The following is a 16,987-nucleotide window of genomic DNA, read 5'->3' as shown; positions in this document are numbered from 1 at the left end:
TCGGGCGGCTTGGTAATCGGACGACGATGCCGGCTTAGCTCAGTGGTAGAGCGTCTGATTTGTAATCAGGGGGTCGGGGGTTCAAATCCCTCAGCCGGCACCAAGTTTCCCTTGCATTAAGGCCCTGTCCGCCCTATCTAGGCATGGCTACGTTAAATTCTCTGCATCCTGTCTGCTTCTGCCTTCAGTCTGCTTTGTTAATCTGACGGCCAAGCCACCGCATACTGCGGGTGGAACACTAAGACAGGAGATCTCACGATGGCCAACGGCACCGTGAAGTGGTTCAACAGCACCAAAGGCTTCGGCTTCATTCAACCGGAAGGCGGCCGCCAGGACGTTTTCCTGCACATCTCGGCTCTCGAGCGCGCGGGCCTGTCGGCTCCGGCCGACGGCCAGAAGGTGACGTTCGAGCTGGAGCGTGGCCGCGACGGTCGCGAATCGGCAACGAACGTTCAGTTCGTCTGATCCGACGCCTTACGGCGACGATATGAAAGGGCTGCCGCAAGGCAGCCCTTTTTGCATGTGCGCGCTTGAGGCCGCACGCAGATTGGCATAGCAGACCCCCATGAAAATTCTGTTTCTTGGCGATGTGATGGGCCGTTCGGGCCGTCGGGCGATCACCGAACGGCTGGCGGGGCTGCGCGCCCGGCTGAAGGCCGATCTTGTCGTGGTCAATTCGGAGAACGCAAGCGGCGGGCGGGGCCTGACCGCGGGTCACGCGCAGCTGCTGCTGGAGGCGGGGGCCGATTGCCTGACGCTCGGCGACCACGCCTTTGATCAAAAGGACATGCTGGCCTTCATCGACCGCGAACCGCGGATCGTGCGCCCGCTGAACTTCGCGCGCGAGGCGCCGGGCCGCGGTCACACGATCATCAGCGACCAGCGCGGGCGCAAGGCGCTGATCGTGCAGGCCCTGGGCCAAGTGTTCATGTCGCGTCCCTATGACGATCCGTTCTCGGCGCTGGACGGCGTGCTGCGCGCCCATCCGCCGGGCGGCATGGTGCAGGCCGCCCTGGTCGACATCCATGCCGAAGCGACCAGCGAGAAGATGGCCGTGGGTCATTTCTGCGACGGGCGCGCCAGCCTGGTGGTGGGCACCCACACCCACGTCCCCACGGCCGATGCGCAGGTCCTGCCGCGCGGCACGGCCTATCTGACCGATGCGGGAATGTGCGGCGACTATGACAGCGTGATCGGTATGGACAAGGCAGAGCCGCTGCGCCGCTTCATCACCGGCATGGTTCGCGACCGCTTCGTGCCCGCCGATGGCGAGGCGACGCTGTCCGGCGTGCTGGTCGAGACGGACGACCGCACGGGGCAGGCGCGCAGCGTCCAGCCGGTGCGCGACGGCGGTCGGCTGGCGGCCACGCATCCGGCCTGACCCGCCGGCACCGTTTCAACTTTCGCTTGCGGCAGCGCAGAAAACTGCTCTACACCCCGATGTCGGGGCCGCATCCGGGCCGTGTGACGAGACAGGATCTTCATGCTTGGCTTTGAACTGACCGGTACGACCGCTTCCGTTGCCATGCTGATCATCGTCAGCATCACCTTTGTCCTCTTCATCCGCGAAAAGCACCCGCCCGAGGTCATCGCCATCGCCTCGGCGGCGACCATGATGGTGCTGGGGCTGCTGCCGGTCGAGGATGCGGCGGGGGTGCTTTCGAATGCCGCACCCTGGACGATCGCCTTCATGTACCTGCTGATGGGCGGCCTGATGCGGACGGGCGCGCTGGACCTGATGTCCAGCATCGTGTCGGCCCGCGCCGACACCAATCCGATGCTGGCGGTGGCCAGCCTGTTCGGCTTCGTGATCGTTGCATCGGCGGTAATGAACAACACGCCGGTCGTCGCGGTGATGATCCCGATCTGCATCCAGCTGGCGCTGCGGCTTGGAACAACGCCGTCCAAATTGTTGATGCCGCTTAGCTATTTCACGTTGATGGGGGGCATGATCTCGTTGATCGGCACCTCGACAAACCTGCTGGTCGACGGGGTGGCGCGCGAACGCGGGATGGAGCCCTTCACGATCTTCGAGATCGCCCCGGTGGGCATCGCCATCACCCTTGCCGGGATCGCCTATTTCCTGCTGATCGGGCGCAAGCTTCTGCCCGAACGCACCTCGCTGGCCGGCTTCCTGGGGTCGCGCCGCGAGATGAAGTACTTCACCGAAGTCGCGATCCCCGAGGATTCGTCCCTTGTCGGCCAGACCGTGACCGAGGTGGCGCTGTTCAAGCGCGACGCGGTGCGCCTGATCGATGTGCTGCGGGGCGACGCGTCGCTGCGCCGCAACCTGCCCGAGGTCGTGCTGGCCCCCGGCGACCGCGTCGTCCTGCGGTCGGAGATGTCCGACCTGCTGGAGATGCTGGACAACAAGAACCTGCAGATGCTGGACAAACTGGGCTCGGTCGCAACCGAGACCGTCGAGGTCCTGATCTCGCCGGGCTGCCATCTGATCGGTCGACGCCTTGGCGACCTGCGCCTGCGCCGCCGCTATGGCATCTATGTCCTGGCGGCGCACCGGCGGAACCAGAACATCGGTCGCCAGCTGGACGACCTGGTGGTGCGCGTGGGCGACACCCTGCTGCTGGAGGGCGCGCCCGAGGATATCGGCCGCCTGGCCACCGACATGGAGATGGTCGACGTCTCGCGCCCCTCGGCGAGGGCCTATCGGCGCAATCGCGCCCCCATCGCGATCATCTGCCTGCTGGCCGTGGTGACGCTGGCGGCCCTGAACGTCGCCCCGATCCTGGCGCTGTCCTTTCTGGCGGCCGCGGTGATCCTGATCACCCGCTGCGTCGACGCCGAAGAGGCGTTCTCTTTCGTGGACGGCCGCCTGATGGCGATGATCTTCGCCATGCTGGCCGTGGGCGAGGCGTTGGAACATACGGGGACGGTCAACCTGATCGTCGACTTCCTGGCGCCGCACCTGATGGACCTGCCGCCGTTCCTGACCCTGATCGCGGTCTATTTCCTGGGCCTGATCCTGACCGAGGTCCTGTCGAACAACGCGGTCGCCGTCCTGCTGACGCCCATTGCCATCGCTCTGGCCACGACCCTTGGCCATGACCCGCGGCCCTATGTCGTGGCCGTCATGTTCGCGGCGACCGTCGCCTTTGCGACGCCCATCGGCTATCAGACGCACATGATGGTCTATGGACCGGGGGGGTATCGGTTCTCTGACTTCGTCAAGGTGGGCGTGCCGCTGGACATCATCTGCGGCATCGTGGCGTGCCTGATCATCCCCATCCTGTGGCCGCTGGTCCCCTGACGCCTTGCGCTTGCCGCGACTGCAATGCTGCCATGCAGCATCGGCGGTTGCGATCGGGGGGCAAAACCCCGATCTAGGGCGCAGGGGAGGAAACGACTTTGTCCTATGCAAGGAGTTTCCACATGGCGACCATCGCTTCTGTCGATCACAAATCCACCGGTTTCTCGGCCGGCTCGCTGTTGGCGCCGTTCCGTGCCGTGGGCCGCTTCATGATCGCTCTGGCCGAGGCAAGCCCGCAGATGCGCGCGCTGAACCGCCTGAGCCAGATGTCCGATGCCGAACTGTCGGCCAAGGGTCTGACCCGCGACGGCGAAGTCCGCCGCATCCTGGGCGGTTCCGCCGCGCTGTAAGGCGCGCCCGATCACCGGACGACCACCGCGCGGCCCCCTGGGGCCGCGTTTCGCATTGCGATGGGGGTGCCCGCTGGACTAGAAGCGGGCCATATTCCAGTTTCCGCACGAAGGACGACCCGACATGGCAGGGCATTCCAAATGGGCCAACATCCAGCACCGCAAGGGCCGGCAGGACAAGCTGCGGTCCAAGCTGTTCTCCAAGCTGGCGAAAGAGATCACCGTGGCCGCCAAGATGGGCGACCCCGATCCTGAAAAGAACCCGCGCCTGCGCCTGGCCGTCAAGGAGGCCAAGTCGAAGTCCGTCCCCAAGGACGTGATCGACCGCGCTATCAAGAAATCGCAGGGCGGCGACGCCGAGACCTATGACGAGATCCGCTATGAGGGTTACGGCCCGAACGGGATCGCGCTGGTGGTCGAGGCGATGACGGACAACCGCAACCGCACCGCGTCGAACGTGCGCAGCTATTTCACCAAGTCGGGCGGCGACATGGGCCAGACCGGTTCGGTCAGCTTCATGTTCGACCGGGTCGGAGAGATCGTCTATCCCGCATCCGCTGGCGATGCCGATACGGTCATGCTGGCCGCGCTGGAGGCCGGGGCCGACGACGTCGAATCCGACGAGGAGGGCCACTGGATCTATTGCGCCGACACCGCGCTGAACGAGGTGTCCAGCGCATTGGAGGCGTCCTTGGGCGAATCCGACACCGCCAAGCTGATCTGGAAGCCGCAGGCGCCCACCGAGGTCACCGACCTTGAGACCGCGCAAAAGCTGATGCGCCTGATCGACACGCTGGAGGATGACGACGACGTCCAGACCGTCACCGGCAATTTCGACATCTCGGAAGAGATCGCGGCGCAACTGTAATCGCCGTCGATCGCGCGGGCGGGCCGTTCCCATCGGGGGCGGCCCGTCTTGCGTTTTGCGCCTTGCGCGCCGCCGGGAAAGGCGGCAATTGCAGATCATGCAGATGCAAAGCGAGACACGCCGCGACCTGATCGGCATCGGATGGATGCTGGCGACAGGGCTGTGCTTTGTCGCGGTCAACACCATCGTGCGCGGGCTGGACGGCGCGCTGCCCGCGGCACAGGCAGCGTTCATCCGCTTTCTGTTCGGATTGGTGTTTCTGGCCCCGGTCATCACCAGCGCCTTGCGGGGCGGGTTTTCGCGGGGGATCTGGGGGCTGTTCGCGCTGCGTGGCGCGCTGCACGTGGTGGCGGTGGTCGCGTGGTTCTATGCGATGTCGCGCATCACCGTGGCCGAGGTGACGGCCATCGGCTTTCTGAACCCCATCATCGTGACGATCTGCGCCGCGCTTTTCCTGGGTGAAAAGCTGGCCTCGCGGCGGATCGCGGCGGTGGCGGTGGCGCTTATGGGCGCGCTGGTCGTACTGCGGCCGGGGTTGCGGGAGCTGGACCCCGGGCATCTTAGCCAGGTTCTGGCCGCTGTCGCCTTCGGTCTGTCCTATCTGATCGCCAAGCAGCTGTCGGATCGCGTGCCCGCGGCGGTAGTCGTGGCGATGATGTCGCTGACGGTATCAGTCGGCCTGGCACCGCTGGCCATCGCGCAGTGGGTGCCGCCGACGATGGGCCAGCTGGGCTGGCTGGCGCTGGTCGCGGTCTTTGCGACGCTTGGCCATTACACGATGACGCGGGCCTTTGCGGCTGCGCCGCTGACGGTCACGCAGCCGGTGACGTTCCTGCAGCTGATCTGGGCCAGCCTAATCGGCGTGCTGGTCTTTCATGAGCCGCTGGACCCATGGGTGATCCTGGGCGGCGGTCTGATGATCGGGGCGATCAGCTATATCACTTGGCGCGAGGCGCGCATCCGCGCCCGCACCGTCACGCCACCGGTCAGCGCCACCAAGGTTTGAGCTAGGCCGCGCGCAGTCGGCCCATCCCCCATAGCAGCCGTTCGGCCAGCCAGTCGGCGGGCCATCTGAGCCGCGTCAGCGTGGTCGCCACCGTCGTCGAGCGGCGCGCGGCGCGGTCGAAACCAAGGCTCATCACGCACAGCGCGGCCAGCAGGGCGGCGGTCCATGCCACTGCCCCGGTCACGTCGGTGGGCTGGGGGGCGACCAGATACAGCAGGACATTGCCCCAGGCGAAGGTGAACATGCTGGTGCGGCCAAAGAAGGTGGCGCGGGACCATGCCCCGATGCTTCCGACTTTTCGGATGTCGATCATCCAGACGAAGAACAGCGTCATCAGCGTGGCCGACAGGATGCCAGTTGCGAAATAGAGCGGATTGCTGTCCCGGCGCAGGCTGCCATCTGCCAGGCCGTCGATCACGTCGACGCTAACGAACAGCCCGCCGATCAGCGCGACCCCCGCGCCCCCGACCAGCAGCGCACGCACCCGGCGGCCAAAGCCCGGATCGGCCAAGGGGTCTGTCGATCCCGCCGGCGACCGGCCGGTCAGATAGCGGCCCAGGCATTGTCCGGCGATGACCAGCGTCAGTCCGTGCAGCACGGACGGACCTGCAAGCGGCAGGTCGCCGAAACCGGTCAGAAACTGCATGAGGCTGGCCACGGGGGTGGGCGCGCCCAGATCGTTCTGGACGTCCGGAAGGCCGCTGAGTAGGGGCCACGCCGCGTGACAGGCCAGCGCGGCGACCGCCAGCGGCAGCAGCCCGGTCCGCGCCCGGATCCACAACAGGATCGGCGCGATGGCGAGGACGATGGCATAGAACTTCAGAATTTCCGTATAGGGTGAATTTCCCATGAACAGGATCGTCGCGGTGCTGTAGGGCACCGAGTAGCCGTCATCGGTCAAGGTCAATGTCAGGATCGTCAGCGCATAGAGAACCCAGCACTGGAACGCCCGCGACAAAAGCCGCATGGCAACCCCATGGCGCGCCTGACGCGTGGTCCAGCGTGGGCGATAGACCACCTCCAGCATCGTGCCGAACAGCAGGATGAAGGTCGGTGTGGCGATCTGGAAGGCAAATCCCGCAACGCGGGTCAGCGGTTCGGACATGTGGGCGTAAAGGCCCACATCCGCAAAGACATGCGACGACATCGCCAGCACGATCGCCAGGCTTCGCGCCGCATCAAGGCCAATGATCCGCATCTGTTTACCACGTTATTAGTTTGCATTCTGTGCAACGCGGGGTCATAGCAGAATGCCGCCCGATTGGAACCGCGCATTGGCGCCAAGAGTTTTTCCGCCGATCGCAGGAGGATTCAATGGCATCGCATGAACAGGTTTGGGACGACTGGCAGAAGCTGGTGAACATGACGCCGTCCCAGCTGAAGGATTGGCTGGACACTGACGACAGCAAGTCGGTGGGCGACACCGGCGGGCAGGGCGAAAGCACCGGCCACAAGTCAGGCCGCCACATCCTGCGCATCAAGGACAAGAAGAAGGCCGACCTGACCGACGACGACTGGTCGCACATGGCCAAGGTCGCGGGCTACATCAAGCGCCACTTGGCACAGGGTGGCCCCGAAAAGGACAAGGAACACAGCGACTGGCGCTATTCCCTGATGAACTGGGGCCACGATCCGCTGAAGTGATCGCGGCCCCGGCGAATTAGCGGTTCGGCCACAGCGTCGCGTGGCGGTTGACGTCCTTGTACAGAAGATAACGGAACGGCCCCGGGCCGCCGGCGTAGCAGGCTTGCGGGCAGAAGGCGCGCAGCCACATGTAATCGCCCGGACCAACCTCGACCCAATCCCGGTTCAGGCGATAGACGGCCTTTCCTTCCAGCACGAACAGGCCGTGTTCCATCACGTGCGTTTCCGCGAAGGGGATCGAGCCGCCGGGTTTGAACGTCACGACGGTGATGTGCATGTCATGGCGCAGATCGGCCGGGTCCATGAAGCGCGTGGTGCCCCATGCCCCGTCCGTGTCGGGCATCATGGACGGGGCGATGTCCTGTTCCTGCACCACGATGGGGTTGGGCTTGTCCGTGCCGGCAAAGGGCTGCCAGCGCTTGCGCCACCAGTGAAAGCCCGCGGGGCCTGCGGTGCGGTTCCGGACCCGCCACGGCGTGCCAGCCGGGATATAGGCAAAGCCGCCCGGTGACAGCAGATGCTCGGTCCCGTCGATCACCACCTGCATGTCGCCGCCGGTGACGAAGATCGCGTGCTGGACCTCGGGGTCGTCGTCAGGCGTGTCGCTGCCGCCGCCTTCGGCCAGTTCGACGATGTACTGGCTGAAGGTTTCCGCAAATCCGGTCAGCGGGCGGGCCAGCATCCAGAACCGCATCCCCTGCCAGCCGGGCAGATAGCTGGTGACGATGTCACGCATCACGGTGCGCGGGATGACGGCATAGGCCTCGGTGAAGATCGCCGTGTCGGTGGTCATCCCCGTCTGGGGCGGCAGGCCCGCCACGGGGCCGGCATAGCGGATGCGCGGCGCGGTGGCATCATCGGTGGGAAGCTGTGCGATGTCGCCGGTGGGGGCGCCCGCGGGGCCGGTCTGGGTCATTTCAGGATCTCTTTCAGGCGAAGGGTGGCGATGCGGGTGACCTGCGCCTCGGCTGTGGCGCGTTCGGTGGCGGTGTCGTTGTCGACGCGCGCCTGCATGGCGGACAGGATGCCCGCCTTGTCGTGGTCACGGACCGCGATGATGAACGGAAAGCCGTGCTTGGCGACATAGGCGTCGTTCAGGCGCGTGAATTCGGCCCGTTCCGCATCGGTCAGCGCGTCCAGGCCGGCACTGGCCTGTTCGGCAGTGCTGTCGGCGGTCAGACGCTTGGCTTGCGCCAGCTTGCCCGCCAGATCGGGGTGGGCCTGCAGCACGCTAAGGCGTTCGTCGTCGCCTGACGCGCGGAACATCTGTGCCATGCGTCCGGCAAGGCCGCCGGGCGTGTCGTGGACGGCACCCATCTCGGCATCCCAGACGCGTTCGGCGATGAAGGGCGAATGTTCATAGACGCCGCCGAACCGTGCGACAAAGGCGTCGCGGTCCATCTGCGACGGGCGCGTGCGGGGCTGGAACGGATGTTCGGCCGCCCAATGGCGGGCGATGTCCAGGCGGCTGGCGAACCAGACGCCCTCATGGCTACGGGCGTGGTCCAGGAACCGCTGGATCGCCATCGCCCGACCGGGGCGCCCGGCCAGACGGCAATGCAGGCCGATGGACATCATCTTGGGCGCGCCGGCGGCCCCTTCGGCATAGAGGATGTCGAAGCTGTCGCGCAGATAGTCGAAGAAGTCGGTCCCCGTTCCGAACCCTTGTCCGCTGGAAAAGCGCATGTCGTTGGCGTCCATCGTATAGGGCACCATCAGCTGCGGCCGGCCGTTGTGGACGTGCCAATAAGGCAGTTCGTCCGCGATGGTGTCGGCCAGATAGGCGAACCCGCCTTCCTCGCAGCCCAAGGCCACCGTGTTCATCGACGTGCGCCCCTGATAAAAACCGTGCGGGCGTTCGCCGGTGATGGCGGTGTGCAGGGCCACGGCCTGGGCGATGTGGTCGGCCTCGACCTCGCGTGGGACGTTGCGATAGTCGATCCATTTCAGGCCATGGGTCGCGATCTCCCACCCGGCCTCCTGCATGGCGGCCACCTGTTCGGGGCTGCGCTCCAGCGCGGTGGCGACGCCATAGACGGTGATCGGCAGGTCGCAAAGCATGCGGTGCATCCGCCAGAACCCGGACCGCGCGCCATAGTCATAGATCGATTCCATGTTCCAGTGCCGCTGGCCGGGCCAGGGCTGGGCGCCGATGATCTCGGACAGGAACGCCTCCGAGGCGGGATCGCCATGCTCGATGCTGTTCTCTCCGCCTTCCTCATAGTTGAGGACGATCTGGACCGCGATGCGGGCACCGCCCGGCCAGCGGGGATCGGGGGTGGTCCGGCCATATCCGGTCAGGTCTCGGCTGTAGCGCATCTGTCTCCCCTTGTGCCTGTCGTTGCGTCAGCAAAGCGCGGCGGCCGCCCAAGGACAAGCGGTCAGGGGCGGAATTCTGTATCAAGGAATGCGCGACAATGGTCGGGTCTTTCAAAATCGCGTTGAAAGACTTACGCGCCGGGGACAATTGCGGCATGAGGCCGCGCCGCCCACTGTCCGGCCCAACGGCGGACGGGGGGTCCGCCAAGGGGGGACGCATGGAACGCTATTTTGGACTTGCCGAAAAAGGCAGCAGCGTCAGGACGGAGGTGATCGCCGGGATCACCACCTTCCTGACGATGGCATATATCATCTTCGTCAATCCGGACATCCTGTCCACAACCGGGATGGACCGCGACGCGGTCTTCGTCGCGACCTGCCTTGCCGCGGCGCTGGGCTCGCTGATCATGGGGATGTGGGCCAACTGGCCCATCGGCATGGCGCCGGGCATGGGGCTGAACGCCTTCTTTGCGTTCACCGTCGTGGGCGTCATGGGCTTTACCTGGCAGCAGGCGCTGGGCGCGGTGTTCATCAGCGGGATGATCTTCCTGTTCCTGTCGTTGACGGGCATCCGGCGCTGGCTGATCGCGGGCATCCCCGCGTCGATGCGCAGCGCCATCGCGGCGGGCATCGGGCTGTTCCTGGCGATCATCGCGCTGCAGTCGTCGGGCATCGTGGTGGGCAACCCCGCAACGCTGGTCGCGCTGGGCGATCTGACCGCCACGGGCACGCTGCTGACGATCTGCGGGTTCTTCCTGATCGTGACGCTGGACGCGCTGCGCGTCACGGGGGCGATCCTGATCGGCATTCTGGTGGTGACGGTCGCGGCGATCGTTCTTGGCGTCAGCCAGTTTTCGGGCGTCATGTCCATGCCGCCGTCGATCGCGCCGACCTTCCTGCAGATGGACCTGATGGGCGCGCTGACCTTCGGCATCTTCCAGGTCGTTCTGGTCATGGTCCTGGTCGAGGTCTTCGACGCCACCGGCACGCTGATCGGCGTGGCCAAGCGCGCGGGCCTGCTGACCGAGGGGCCGACCCACAAGAACAAGAACCTGGGCCGCGCGCTGATGGCGGATTCGACCGCGATCACGGCCGGTGCGCTGCTGGGCACGTCCTCGACGACCGCCTATGTGGAAAGCGCGTCAGGCGTGCAGGCGGGGGGCCGGACCGGCCTGACCGCGGTGGTCGTGGGCCTGCTGTTCCTGGCCGCGATGTTCTTTGCGCCGCTGGCCGGGTCGGTGCCCGCCTATGCGACCGCGCCCGCCCTTCTGTATGTCGCGACGCTGATGGTGCGCGAGCTGGCCGAGGTCAGCTGGGACGACGTGACCGAGGCCGCGCCTTCGGTGCTGACCGCCATCGCCATGCCGCTGACCTATTCCATCGCCAACGGCCTGGCCTTCGGCTTCATCAGCTATGCCGTGATCAAGCTGCTGACCGGCCGCGCGCGCGAGGTGCATGCCGCGACCTGGATCATCGCGGCCCTGTTCGTGGCAAAGTTCGCGCTGTTCGGCGCGCACTGACCCCGGTCAGCGGGTCGGGCCGCCCAGAGCATCGGACAGGTTGGCCGCCGCGGCGGCCACCACCGCGCCCAGGGTCTTGACGTGTTCGGCCCCGATGCGGTGCGTGGGGCCGCTGACGCTTATCCCGGCGATCGCCTCTCCGGACAGATCGAAGACGGGGGCCGCGATGCAGCGCATGCCCCGGCTGCGTTCCTCGTCGTCGAAGGAAAAGCCGCGGTGCCGGATGCGGGCCAGGTCCGCCTCCAGCGCCGCGGGGTCGGTCAGCGTTGTGTCGGTGAACCGCGCCAGGGGACCCAGTGCCGCGACGCTGTCGGGCCGGAACGCCAGCAGCGCCTTGCCGATTCCCGATGCGTGCAGGGGCGACCGGGTGCCGGGGGGAAAGAACGCGCGGATCGTCTCGGACGTCTCGACCTGGGACAGGAACAGCACGCTGTCGCCCTGCAGGATGCCCAGGTTCGCGGTTTCGCCGGTATGTTCCATCAGCGCGCGCATGATCGGGCGGGCGCGTTCCACAAGGCCCGACCGGCGCATGAAGGCCGACCCCAGGCGGAACGCCTGCGGCCCGATGTTCCAGGCCTGCGTCGCGGGGTCGCTTTCGGCCATGCCGCGCGCGGCCAGCGTGTGCAGCACCCGGTGCACGGTCGAGGGCGGCTGCGCCGATCGGTCCGCCACCTCGGACAAGGTCAGGCCGGGATGGGCCGCCAGCAGGTCCAGAAGGTCCAGCGCCCGGTCCAGCGACTGCACGGTGCCCGGCGCGTCGGGCAGGGTCTTGCGGGGGCGCCCCCGCTTGCGGGTCGGGTCGGCCATTATGCGTCCCTTGTTAATGCTGCCTTTAGATGCGGGCGAAAATGACGTCTCGCAAGCCAAAAAGCCAACGCTTAGAAAACATTTCCATTTTAGGTCGCTGCGGGCTCCCGGCACGGGCTGGGCAGGGGCGGATTCGGTGCCGGGATTTCGGGCAGCCGGGGGTAGGGGGCCGACGTCGCCCTGAAAATCCGTTTCGGGAAAATGACGGGCCAAGCTAGGTCTGGGTCAGTCGCGCAACCACGACGCGACATCAGAAGGGGAGCCCGCCATGACAGACAGCCTTTCCCGGACCCAGGTCCATCCCGTCGACCAGATACTGCCCACGGGGCGATTGATCACGCTGGGGTTCCAGCACGTGCTGGTCATGTATGCGGGCGCCATCGCGGTGCCGCTGATCGTCGGCCGCGCCCTGCAGCTGCCGCCCGAGGAGGTGGCCTTCCTGATCTCGGCCGACCTGTTCGTCTGCGGACTGGCGACCCTGATCCAAAGCCTGGGCATGACCCAGTATTTCGGCATCCGCCTGCCGGTGATGATGGGCGTGACCTTTGCGGCCGTGGGGCCGATGGTCGCCATCGCGGGCCAGACGCCGGGCACCGACGGGGCGCGCGCGCTGTTCGGGGCGATCATCGCGGCGGGCCTCATCGCTATCCTGCTGGCGCCGTTGATCGGGCGGGTCCTGCGGTTCTTTCCGCCCGTCGTCACCGGCACGGTCATCCTGGCCATCGGCATCAGCCTGATGCCCATCGGGATCAACTGGATCTTCGGCCTGCCGGTCGGTCCGACCGCACCGTTGCTGGTCGATCCCGCGCAGCAGGCCTGGCTGGACGGCGCCATCGCCGCGGGCGGCGTGCCCGAGGGGCTGCGCCTGGCGCCCGCCGTGCCGAACCCCGCCTATGCTTCGGGGACGAACATCCTGATCGCGGTGCTGGTGCTGGGCACGATCCTGCTGGTGTCGCGCTTTGCCCGCGGCTTCATGGCCAACATCGCCGTGCTGCTGGGCATCGCCGTGGGCGGCGTCGCCGCGGCGGCGATGGGGCTGATGCAGTTCGACAAGGTCGGAGAGGCCGCCTGGTTCGCCGTCATCAAGCCGTTCCATTTCGGTCTCCCGACCTTTGACCCGGTGATGATCGTCACGATGGTCCTGGTGATGATCGTGGTGATGATCGAATCGACGGGCATGTTCCTGGCGCTGTCGGACATGTGCCGCCGTCCGATCAATTCGCGCGGCCTGGCCGCGGGCCTGCGTGCCGACGGTCTGGGCACGATGCTGGGCGGCATCTTCAACACCTTCCCCTATACCTCGTTCTCGCAGAACGTCGGGCTGGTGGGGGTCACGGGCATCCGGTCGCGGTTCGTCTGCGTGGCAGGCGGCATCATCATGATCGTGCTGGGCCTGATCCCCAAGATGGGCGCGCTGGTCGAAAGCCTGCCGACCACCGTCCTGGGCGGGGCCGGGCTGGTGATGTTCGGGATGGTCGCCGCCACCGGCATCCGCATCCTGAGCCGTGTCGACTTCACCGCCAACCGCCACAATCTGTTCGTCGTGGCCATCAGCATCGGCATGGCGATGATCCCGCTGGTCGCGCCGAACTTCAAGCAGTGGCTGCCCCACGCGATCCATCCGCTGATCCATTCGGGCATCCTGCTGGCCGCGGTCAGCGCGGTGGCGCTGAACTGGTTCTACAACGGTGCAGCCCCCGCGGACGAGGCTGAACTGGCCGAGGCCGGTCGGCTGGCCGATCACTGAGGGTCGATTATGCACGGTTTCTTAAGACTGCCTTGTCCATCAAGCCCCTGCCGCCCTTGGGCAAATCGGGTATCACGGCGCAGGAACCATCAAGACGGGGGGATTTCATGTCGGGTTTTCTGACAACGCATGTTCTGGACACGGCGCGCGGGCTGCCTGCGCGCGGGATGCAGGTCGTGCTGTTCCGGCTGTCGCCCGCGCGCGAGGAGATCGCGCGCATGGTGACCAATGACGACGGGCGCACCGATGCGCACATCCTGCCGGCAGGCGATTTCGCCACCGGCACCTACGAGCTGGAATTCCACGCCGGCGCCTGGATGGACGCGTCGGGCGTGGCTCCCGAAAGCCCCCGCTTTCTGGACGTGATCCCGATCCGCTTCGGCATGTCGCAGAACGACCATTACCACGTGCCGCTGCTGGTCTCTCCGTTCGGCTATTCCACCTATCGGGGCAGCTGAGATGATCCCGGAAATCGCCATCCTGTGGGAGTTCCTCTCCTTTGCTGTCCGTTGGCTGCACGTGATCACCGCCATCGCGTGGATCGGGTCGTCGTTCTACTTCATCGCGCTGGACCTGGGCCTGCAGAAGGCACCCGACCTTCCCAAGGGCGCGCATGGCGAGGAATGGCAGGTCCACGGCGGGGGATTCTATCACATCCGCAAGTACTTGGTCGCGCCCGAGCGAATGCCCGAGCATCTGACCTGGTTCAAATGGGAAAGCTATGCGACCTGGCTGTCTGGGGCTGCGCTGCTGATGGTCACCTATTGGGCCGGCGCCAACCTGTATCTGATCGAGCCCGCCAAGGCCGACCTGGCGATCTGGCAGGCGATCCTGATCTCGGGCGGGTCGCTGGCGGTGGGCTGGCTGATCTATGACGGGCTGTGCAAGTCGCCCCTGGGCAACCGTCCCACGGTGCTGATGCTGCTGCTTTTCGCGGCGCTGGTGGCGATGGGCTGGGCCTATGACCAGATCTTCACGGGCCGCGCGGCGCTGCTGCATCTGGGCGCCTTCACCGCGACGATCATGACCGCGAACGTGTTCCTGATCATCATGCCGAACCAGCGCATCGTGGTCGCCGACCTGAAGGCCGGGCGCCCCGCCGACCCGAAATACGGCAAGATCGCCAAGCTGCGGTCGACACACAACAACTACCTGACGCTGCCGGTCATCTTCCTGATGCTGTCGAACCACTACCCGCTGGCCTTCGCCAGCCAGTACAACTGGCTGATCGCGGCGCTGATCTTCCTGATGGGTGTGACCATCCGGCACTTCTTCAACACCATGCACGCCCGCAAGGGATACCAGTGGTGGACCTGGGCGGTCACGACGATGCTGTTCATCGGGGTGATGTGGCTGGCGTCGATCGGCGTGAACCAGGACAGCTATGACGAGGCGATGGCCCGGCCCCTGACCCCGGTCGAGACGCGCTTCGCCGAGGCCGAGGGGTTCGAGGATGCCAGCCAGGCCGTCATCGGCCGCTGTTCGATGTGCCATGCGCGCGAACCGGTCTGGGACGGTATCCGCACCGCGCCCAAGGGCGTCCTGCTGGAGACGCCCGCCGACATCGCCCGCGCCGCGCATCAGGTCTATGTACAGGCGGGACTGACCGACGCGATGCCCCCTGCGAACGTCACCGGGATGGAGGACGCCGAACGCGACGCGATCCTGCGCTGGTTCCGCGAGGTCGGACCCCTGGGGGTTGCGGGCCTGTAGGGCCGTTCCCCACTGAGTGACAACGGCTCGCGCAACGGCGGGACACGGGGGCGCAGTCCCCCGGGCGCGGCGGTCCCCCTCGATGGGGGGCCGCTGCGCCTTTCTGCGCCCCCGGCAAGGTCCGGCCACCGTGGGAAAGGGCTGCCGAAGATTGTCGCAGATGGCGCGGCTTTCGCGCCTGACGCCATGTGACGGTGGCCCGCTTTCAACGGAACGTGTAAAGTCTTCTAGATCACAGCCGATTTCGAAACGCACCGCCAGGCCGTAGACTTGGACCAAGGCAAGGAAAGGCTATCATGACCCAGCTGCGGTTTCTTCTGAACGACACCGAGATCGCCCTGACAGAGGTCGGCGCTTCGGACACGCTGCTGGATCATCTGCGCCTTGCGCGCCGGATGACCGGCACCAAGGAGGGCTGCGCCGAGGGCGATTGCGGCGCCTGCACGGTGCTTGCGGGACGCCTGACCGCCACGGGGCTGGTCTATGAGCCGGTGAACGCCTGCATCCGGCTGCTGGCCTCGTGCCATGCCACCCATATCGTCACGATCGAGCATCTGCGCGGCCCCGATGGCGGTCTGCACCCGGTCCAGGCCGCGATGGTGGACCATCACGGCAGCCAGTGCGGCTTCTGCACGCCGGGCATCGTGATGGCGCTCTACGGGCTATGGATGACCAATCCCGATGCCGATGCCACCGAGATCGAGACCGCGCTGCAGGGCAACATCTGCCGCTGCACGGGCTATGCGCCGATCATCCGCGCGGCCCTGGCCGCGGGCGCGGCCGGAGGGCAGGCCCAGGACGCGCTGTCCCGCGAACGCGACGCGGTGGCCGCGCGCCTGGCCGGGATGCGTGGCGCACGGGTTTCGCTTGCGCGCGGCGCGGACCGGGCACTGGTCCCCGCCGATACCGACGATCTGGCCCAGTTGCTGCTGGACGAACCCAAGGCGACGCTGGTCGCGGGTGCCACCGATGTCGGGTTGTGGGTCACCAAGTTCATGCGCGACATCAGCCCGGCCATCTTTATCGGTCACCTGATGAAGGACATCACGGTCGAGGACGGCATGATCCGTCTGGGTGCCGGCGTGACCTACAGCGAGGCCGCCCCCCTGATCGCCCGCCATGTTCCGCAGGCCGCCGAGTACTGGTCGCGCATCGGCGGCTGGCAGGTGCGCAATGCCGGCACCATCGGGGCGAACATCGCCAACGGCTCTCCGATCGGGGATACGCCGCCCTTGCTGATCGCGCTGGACGCGCGGATCGTCCTGCGTCGGGGCGACACGCGCCGCGAACTGCCGCTGGAGGATTTCTTCATCGACTACGGCAAGCAGGACCGCCAGCAGGGCGAGTTCGTCGAGGAGGTCCTGATCCCTACGCAGCCCCAGGCGCGCATCGCCGCCTACAAGGTCAGCAAGCGGCGCGACAGCGATATCACCTCTGTCGCGGCGGGGTTCTGCATCGACGTTGCGGACGGCATGATCACCCGTGCGCGGCTGGCCTTCGGCGGCATGGCCGGAACGCCCAAGCGCGCCCGCCGTGCCGAGGCCGCGCTGCAGGGGCAGCCCTTCGCGGCGGCAAGCTTCGATGCCGCCGCCCGCGCGATCGCGGAGGATTTCCAGCCGCTGTCCGACATGCGCGCCAGTGCGGAATACCGCGCGACCGTCGCACGCAACCTGATCCGGCGGTTCTGGCTGGAGCAATCCGAACCCGGCCTGCCCGTGCGGCTGCGCCAGAGCGAAGGAGTCTAG

General features: G+C 66.5%; 16 protein-coding genes and 1 tRNA gene. 13 read left to right on the top strand and 4 right to left on the bottom strand.

The features are described 5' to 3' along the window. Positions 1 to 28: 28 nt before the first annotated feature. The 7 genes from LZ686_RS01805 to LZ686_RS01775 all read left to right on the top strand — a co-directional run bounded on the left by LZ686_RS01805 (position 29) and on the right by LZ686_RS01775 (position 5,492). Positions 29 to 103: transfer RNA gene (locus LZ686_RS01805), tRNA-Thr, on the top strand. Between the two features lie 155 nt (positions 104 to 258). After that, complete coding sequence (locus tag LZ686_RS01800) at positions 259 to 465, top strand: cold-shock protein (RefSeq protein WP_042248736.1); 207 nt, start codon at positions 259 to 261, stop codon at positions 463 to 465. Between the two features lie 100 nt (positions 466 to 565). After that, on the top strand, positions 566 to 1,381 hold the full coding sequence (locus LZ686_RS01795) for a TIGR00282 family metallophosphoesterase (RefSeq protein ID WP_349546813.1): 816 nt from the start codon (positions 566 to 568) through the stop codon (positions 1,379 to 1,381). A gap of 102 nt (positions 1,382 to 1,483) precedes the next feature. After that, a complete protein-coding gene (locus LZ686_RS01790; protein WP_045999020.1) occupies positions 1,484 to 3,268 on the top strand; it encodes an SLC13 family permease in 1,785 nt (594 codons plus the stop codon). A 122-nt stretch (positions 3,269 to 3,390) separates the two neighbouring features. After that, positions 3,391 to 3,618 (top strand): hypothetical protein, encoded by a 228-nt coding sequence (locus LZ686_RS01785; RefSeq protein WP_045981287.1) that lies wholly within the window; start codon positions 3,391 to 3,393, stop codon positions 3,616 to 3,618. Between the two features lie 124 nt (positions 3,619 to 3,742). Beyond that, on the top strand, positions 3,743 to 4,486 hold the full coding sequence (locus LZ686_RS01780; protein ID WP_045981286.1) for a YebC/PmpR family DNA-binding transcriptional regulator: 744 nt from the start codon (positions 3,743 to 3,745) through the stop codon (positions 4,484 to 4,486). A gap of 97 nt (positions 4,487 to 4,583) precedes the next feature. After that, positions 4,584 to 5,492, top strand: a complete 909-nt coding sequence (locus LZ686_RS01775; protein ID WP_349546812.1) for a DMT family transporter — start codon at positions 4,584 to 4,586, stop codon at positions 5,490 to 5,492. A 1-nt stretch (position 5,493) separates the two neighbouring features. Here LZ686_RS01775 and LZ686_RS01770 read toward each other — a convergent pair whose 3' ends face one another. Next, positions 5,494 to 6,690, bottom strand: a complete 1,197-nt coding sequence (locus tag LZ686_RS01770) for a heparan-alpha-glucosaminide N-acetyltransferase domain-containing protein (RefSeq protein ID WP_349546811.1) — start codon at positions 6,688 to 6,690, stop codon at positions 5,494 to 5,496. Positions 6,691 to 6,806: 116 nt separating this feature from the next. On the opposite strand from LZ686_RS01770, the gene LZ686_RS01765 reads away from it, so the two are divergent. Next, on the top strand, positions 6,807 to 7,136 hold the full coding sequence (locus LZ686_RS01765) for a DUF3140 domain-containing protein (RefSeq protein ID WP_045981284.1): 330 nt from the start codon (positions 6,807 to 6,809) through the stop codon (positions 7,134 to 7,136). 16 nt (positions 7,137 to 7,152) lie between these two features. Here LZ686_RS01765 and LZ686_RS01760 read toward each other — a convergent pair whose 3' ends face one another. Continuing rightward, positions 7,153 to 8,052, bottom strand: a complete 900-nt coding sequence (locus LZ686_RS01760) for a bifunctional allantoicase/(S)-ureidoglycine aminohydrolase (protein WP_349546810.1) — start codon at positions 8,050 to 8,052, stop codon at positions 7,153 to 7,155. Next, positions 8,049 to 9,455 (bottom strand): allantoinase PuuE, encoded by a 1,407-nt coding sequence (gene puuE, locus LZ686_RS01755; RefSeq protein ID WP_349546809.1) that lies wholly within the window; start codon positions 9,453 to 9,455, stop codon positions 8,049 to 8,051. Before puuE ends, LZ686_RS01760 begins: the two co-directional genes overlap by 4 nt. 218 nt (positions 9,456 to 9,673) lie before the next feature. Here puuE and LZ686_RS01750 point away from each other — a divergent pair, with 218 nt between their 5' ends. Then, positions 9,674 to 10,975: an NCS2 family permease gene (locus LZ686_RS01750; RefSeq protein WP_045999024.1), complete on the top strand. Its 1,302-nt coding sequence runs from the start codon at positions 9,674 to 9,676 to the stop codon at positions 10,973 to 10,975. Between the two features lie 6 nt (positions 10,976 to 10,981). Here LZ686_RS01750 and bhcR read toward each other — a convergent pair whose 3' ends face one another. Continuing rightward, on the bottom strand, positions 10,982 to 11,782 hold the full coding sequence (gene bhcR / locus LZ686_RS01745) for an HTH-type transcriptional regulator BhcR (RefSeq protein ID WP_045981281.1): 801 nt from the start codon (positions 11,780 to 11,782) through the stop codon (positions 10,982 to 10,984). A 268-nt stretch (positions 11,783 to 12,050) separates the two neighbouring features. Here bhcR and LZ686_RS01740 point away from each other — a divergent pair, with 268 nt between their 5' ends. The 4 genes from LZ686_RS01740 (at position 12,051) to xdhA (ending at position 16,987) form a co-directional block, all read left to right on the top strand. Further along, positions 12,051 to 13,529, top strand: a complete 1,479-nt coding sequence (locus LZ686_RS01740; protein WP_349546808.1) for a nucleobase:cation symporter-2 family protein — start codon at positions 12,051 to 12,053, stop codon at positions 13,527 to 13,529. Between the two features lie 107 nt (positions 13,530 to 13,636). Then, positions 13,637 to 13,987 (top strand): hydroxyisourate hydrolase, encoded by a 351-nt coding sequence (uraH, locus tag LZ686_RS01735; RefSeq protein ID WP_045981279.1) that lies wholly within the window; start codon positions 13,637 to 13,639, stop codon positions 13,985 to 13,987. 1 nt (position 13,988) lies between these two features. Then, positions 13,989 to 15,242, top strand: coding sequence for a urate hydroxylase PuuD (locus LZ686_RS01730; protein ID WP_502921980.1), 1,254 nt, complete (start codon positions 13,989 to 13,991; stop codon positions 15,240 to 15,242). 296 nt (positions 15,243 to 15,538) lie between these two features. Continuing rightward, entirely contained in the window at positions 15,539 to 16,987 is a 1,449-nt protein-coding gene (xdhA, locus tag LZ686_RS01725; protein WP_045981278.1) for a xanthine dehydrogenase small subunit, read from the top strand.

This window comes from Paracoccus sp. NFXS7, from assembly GCF_040148865.1.
Lineage (GTDB): Bacteria > Pseudomonadota > Alphaproteobacteria > Rhodobacterales > Rhodobacteraceae > Paracoccus > Paracoccus marcusii.
Note: the sequence above shows the minus strand (reverse complement) of the source record. Positions and strands in the feature narration are given on the sequence as shown.

Coding starts and splice junctions, on each gene's coding strand:
- LZ686_RS01800 (WP_042248736.1), top strand. CDS start 259: ATGGCCAACGGCACCGTGAAGTGGTTCAACAGCACCAAAGGCTTCGGC.
- puuE (WP_349546809.1), bottom strand. CDS start 9,455: ATGCGCTACAGCCGAGACCTGACCGGATATGGCCGGACCACCCCCGAT.
- LZ686_RS01785 (WP_045981287.1), top strand. CDS start 3,391: ATGGCGACCATCGCTTCTGTCGATCACAAATCCACCGGTTTCTCGGCC.
- LZ686_RS01795 (WP_349546813.1), top strand. CDS start 566: ATGAAAATTCTGTTTCTTGGCGATGTGATGGGCCGTTCGGGCCGTCGG.
- LZ686_RS01760 (WP_349546810.1), bottom strand. CDS start 8,052: ATGACCCAGACCGGCCCCGCGGGCGCCCCCACCGGCGACATCGCACAG.
- LZ686_RS01780 (WP_045981286.1), top strand. CDS start 3,743: ATGGCAGGGCATTCCAAATGGGCCAACATCCAGCACCGCAAGGGCCGG.
- LZ686_RS01765 (WP_045981284.1), top strand. CDS start 6,807: ATGGCATCGCATGAACAGGTTTGGGACGACTGGCAGAAGCTGGTGAAC.
- LZ686_RS01770 (WP_349546811.1), bottom strand. CDS start 6,690: ATGCGGATCATTGGCCTTGATGCGGCGCGAAGCCTGGCGATCGTGCTG.
- LZ686_RS01730 (WP_502921980.1), top strand. CDS start 13,989: ATGATCCCGGAAATCGCCATCCTGTGGGAGTTCCTCTCCTTTGCTGTC.
- LZ686_RS01775 (WP_349546812.1), top strand. CDS start 4,584: ATGCAGATGCAAAGCGAGACACGCCGCGACCTGATCGGCATCGGATGG.
- uraH (WP_045981279.1), top strand. CDS start 13,637: ATGTCGGGTTTTCTGACAACGCATGTTCTGGACACGGCGCGCGGGCTG.
- xdhA (WP_045981278.1), top strand. CDS start 15,539: ATGACCCAGCTGCGGTTTCTTCTGAACGACACCGAGATCGCCCTGACA.
- bhcR (WP_045981281.1), bottom strand. CDS start 11,782: ATGGCCGACCCGACCCGCAAGCGGGGGCGCCCCCGCAAGACCCTGCCC.
- LZ686_RS01750 (WP_045999024.1), top strand. CDS start 9,674: ATGGAACGCTATTTTGGACTTGCCGAAAAAGGCAGCAGCGTCAGGACG.
- LZ686_RS01790 (WP_045999020.1), top strand. CDS start 1,484: ATGCTTGGCTTTGAACTGACCGGTACGACCGCTTCCGTTGCCATGCTG.
- LZ686_RS01740 (WP_349546808.1), top strand. CDS start 12,051: ATGACAGACAGCCTTTCCCGGACCCAGGTCCATCCCGTCGACCAGATA.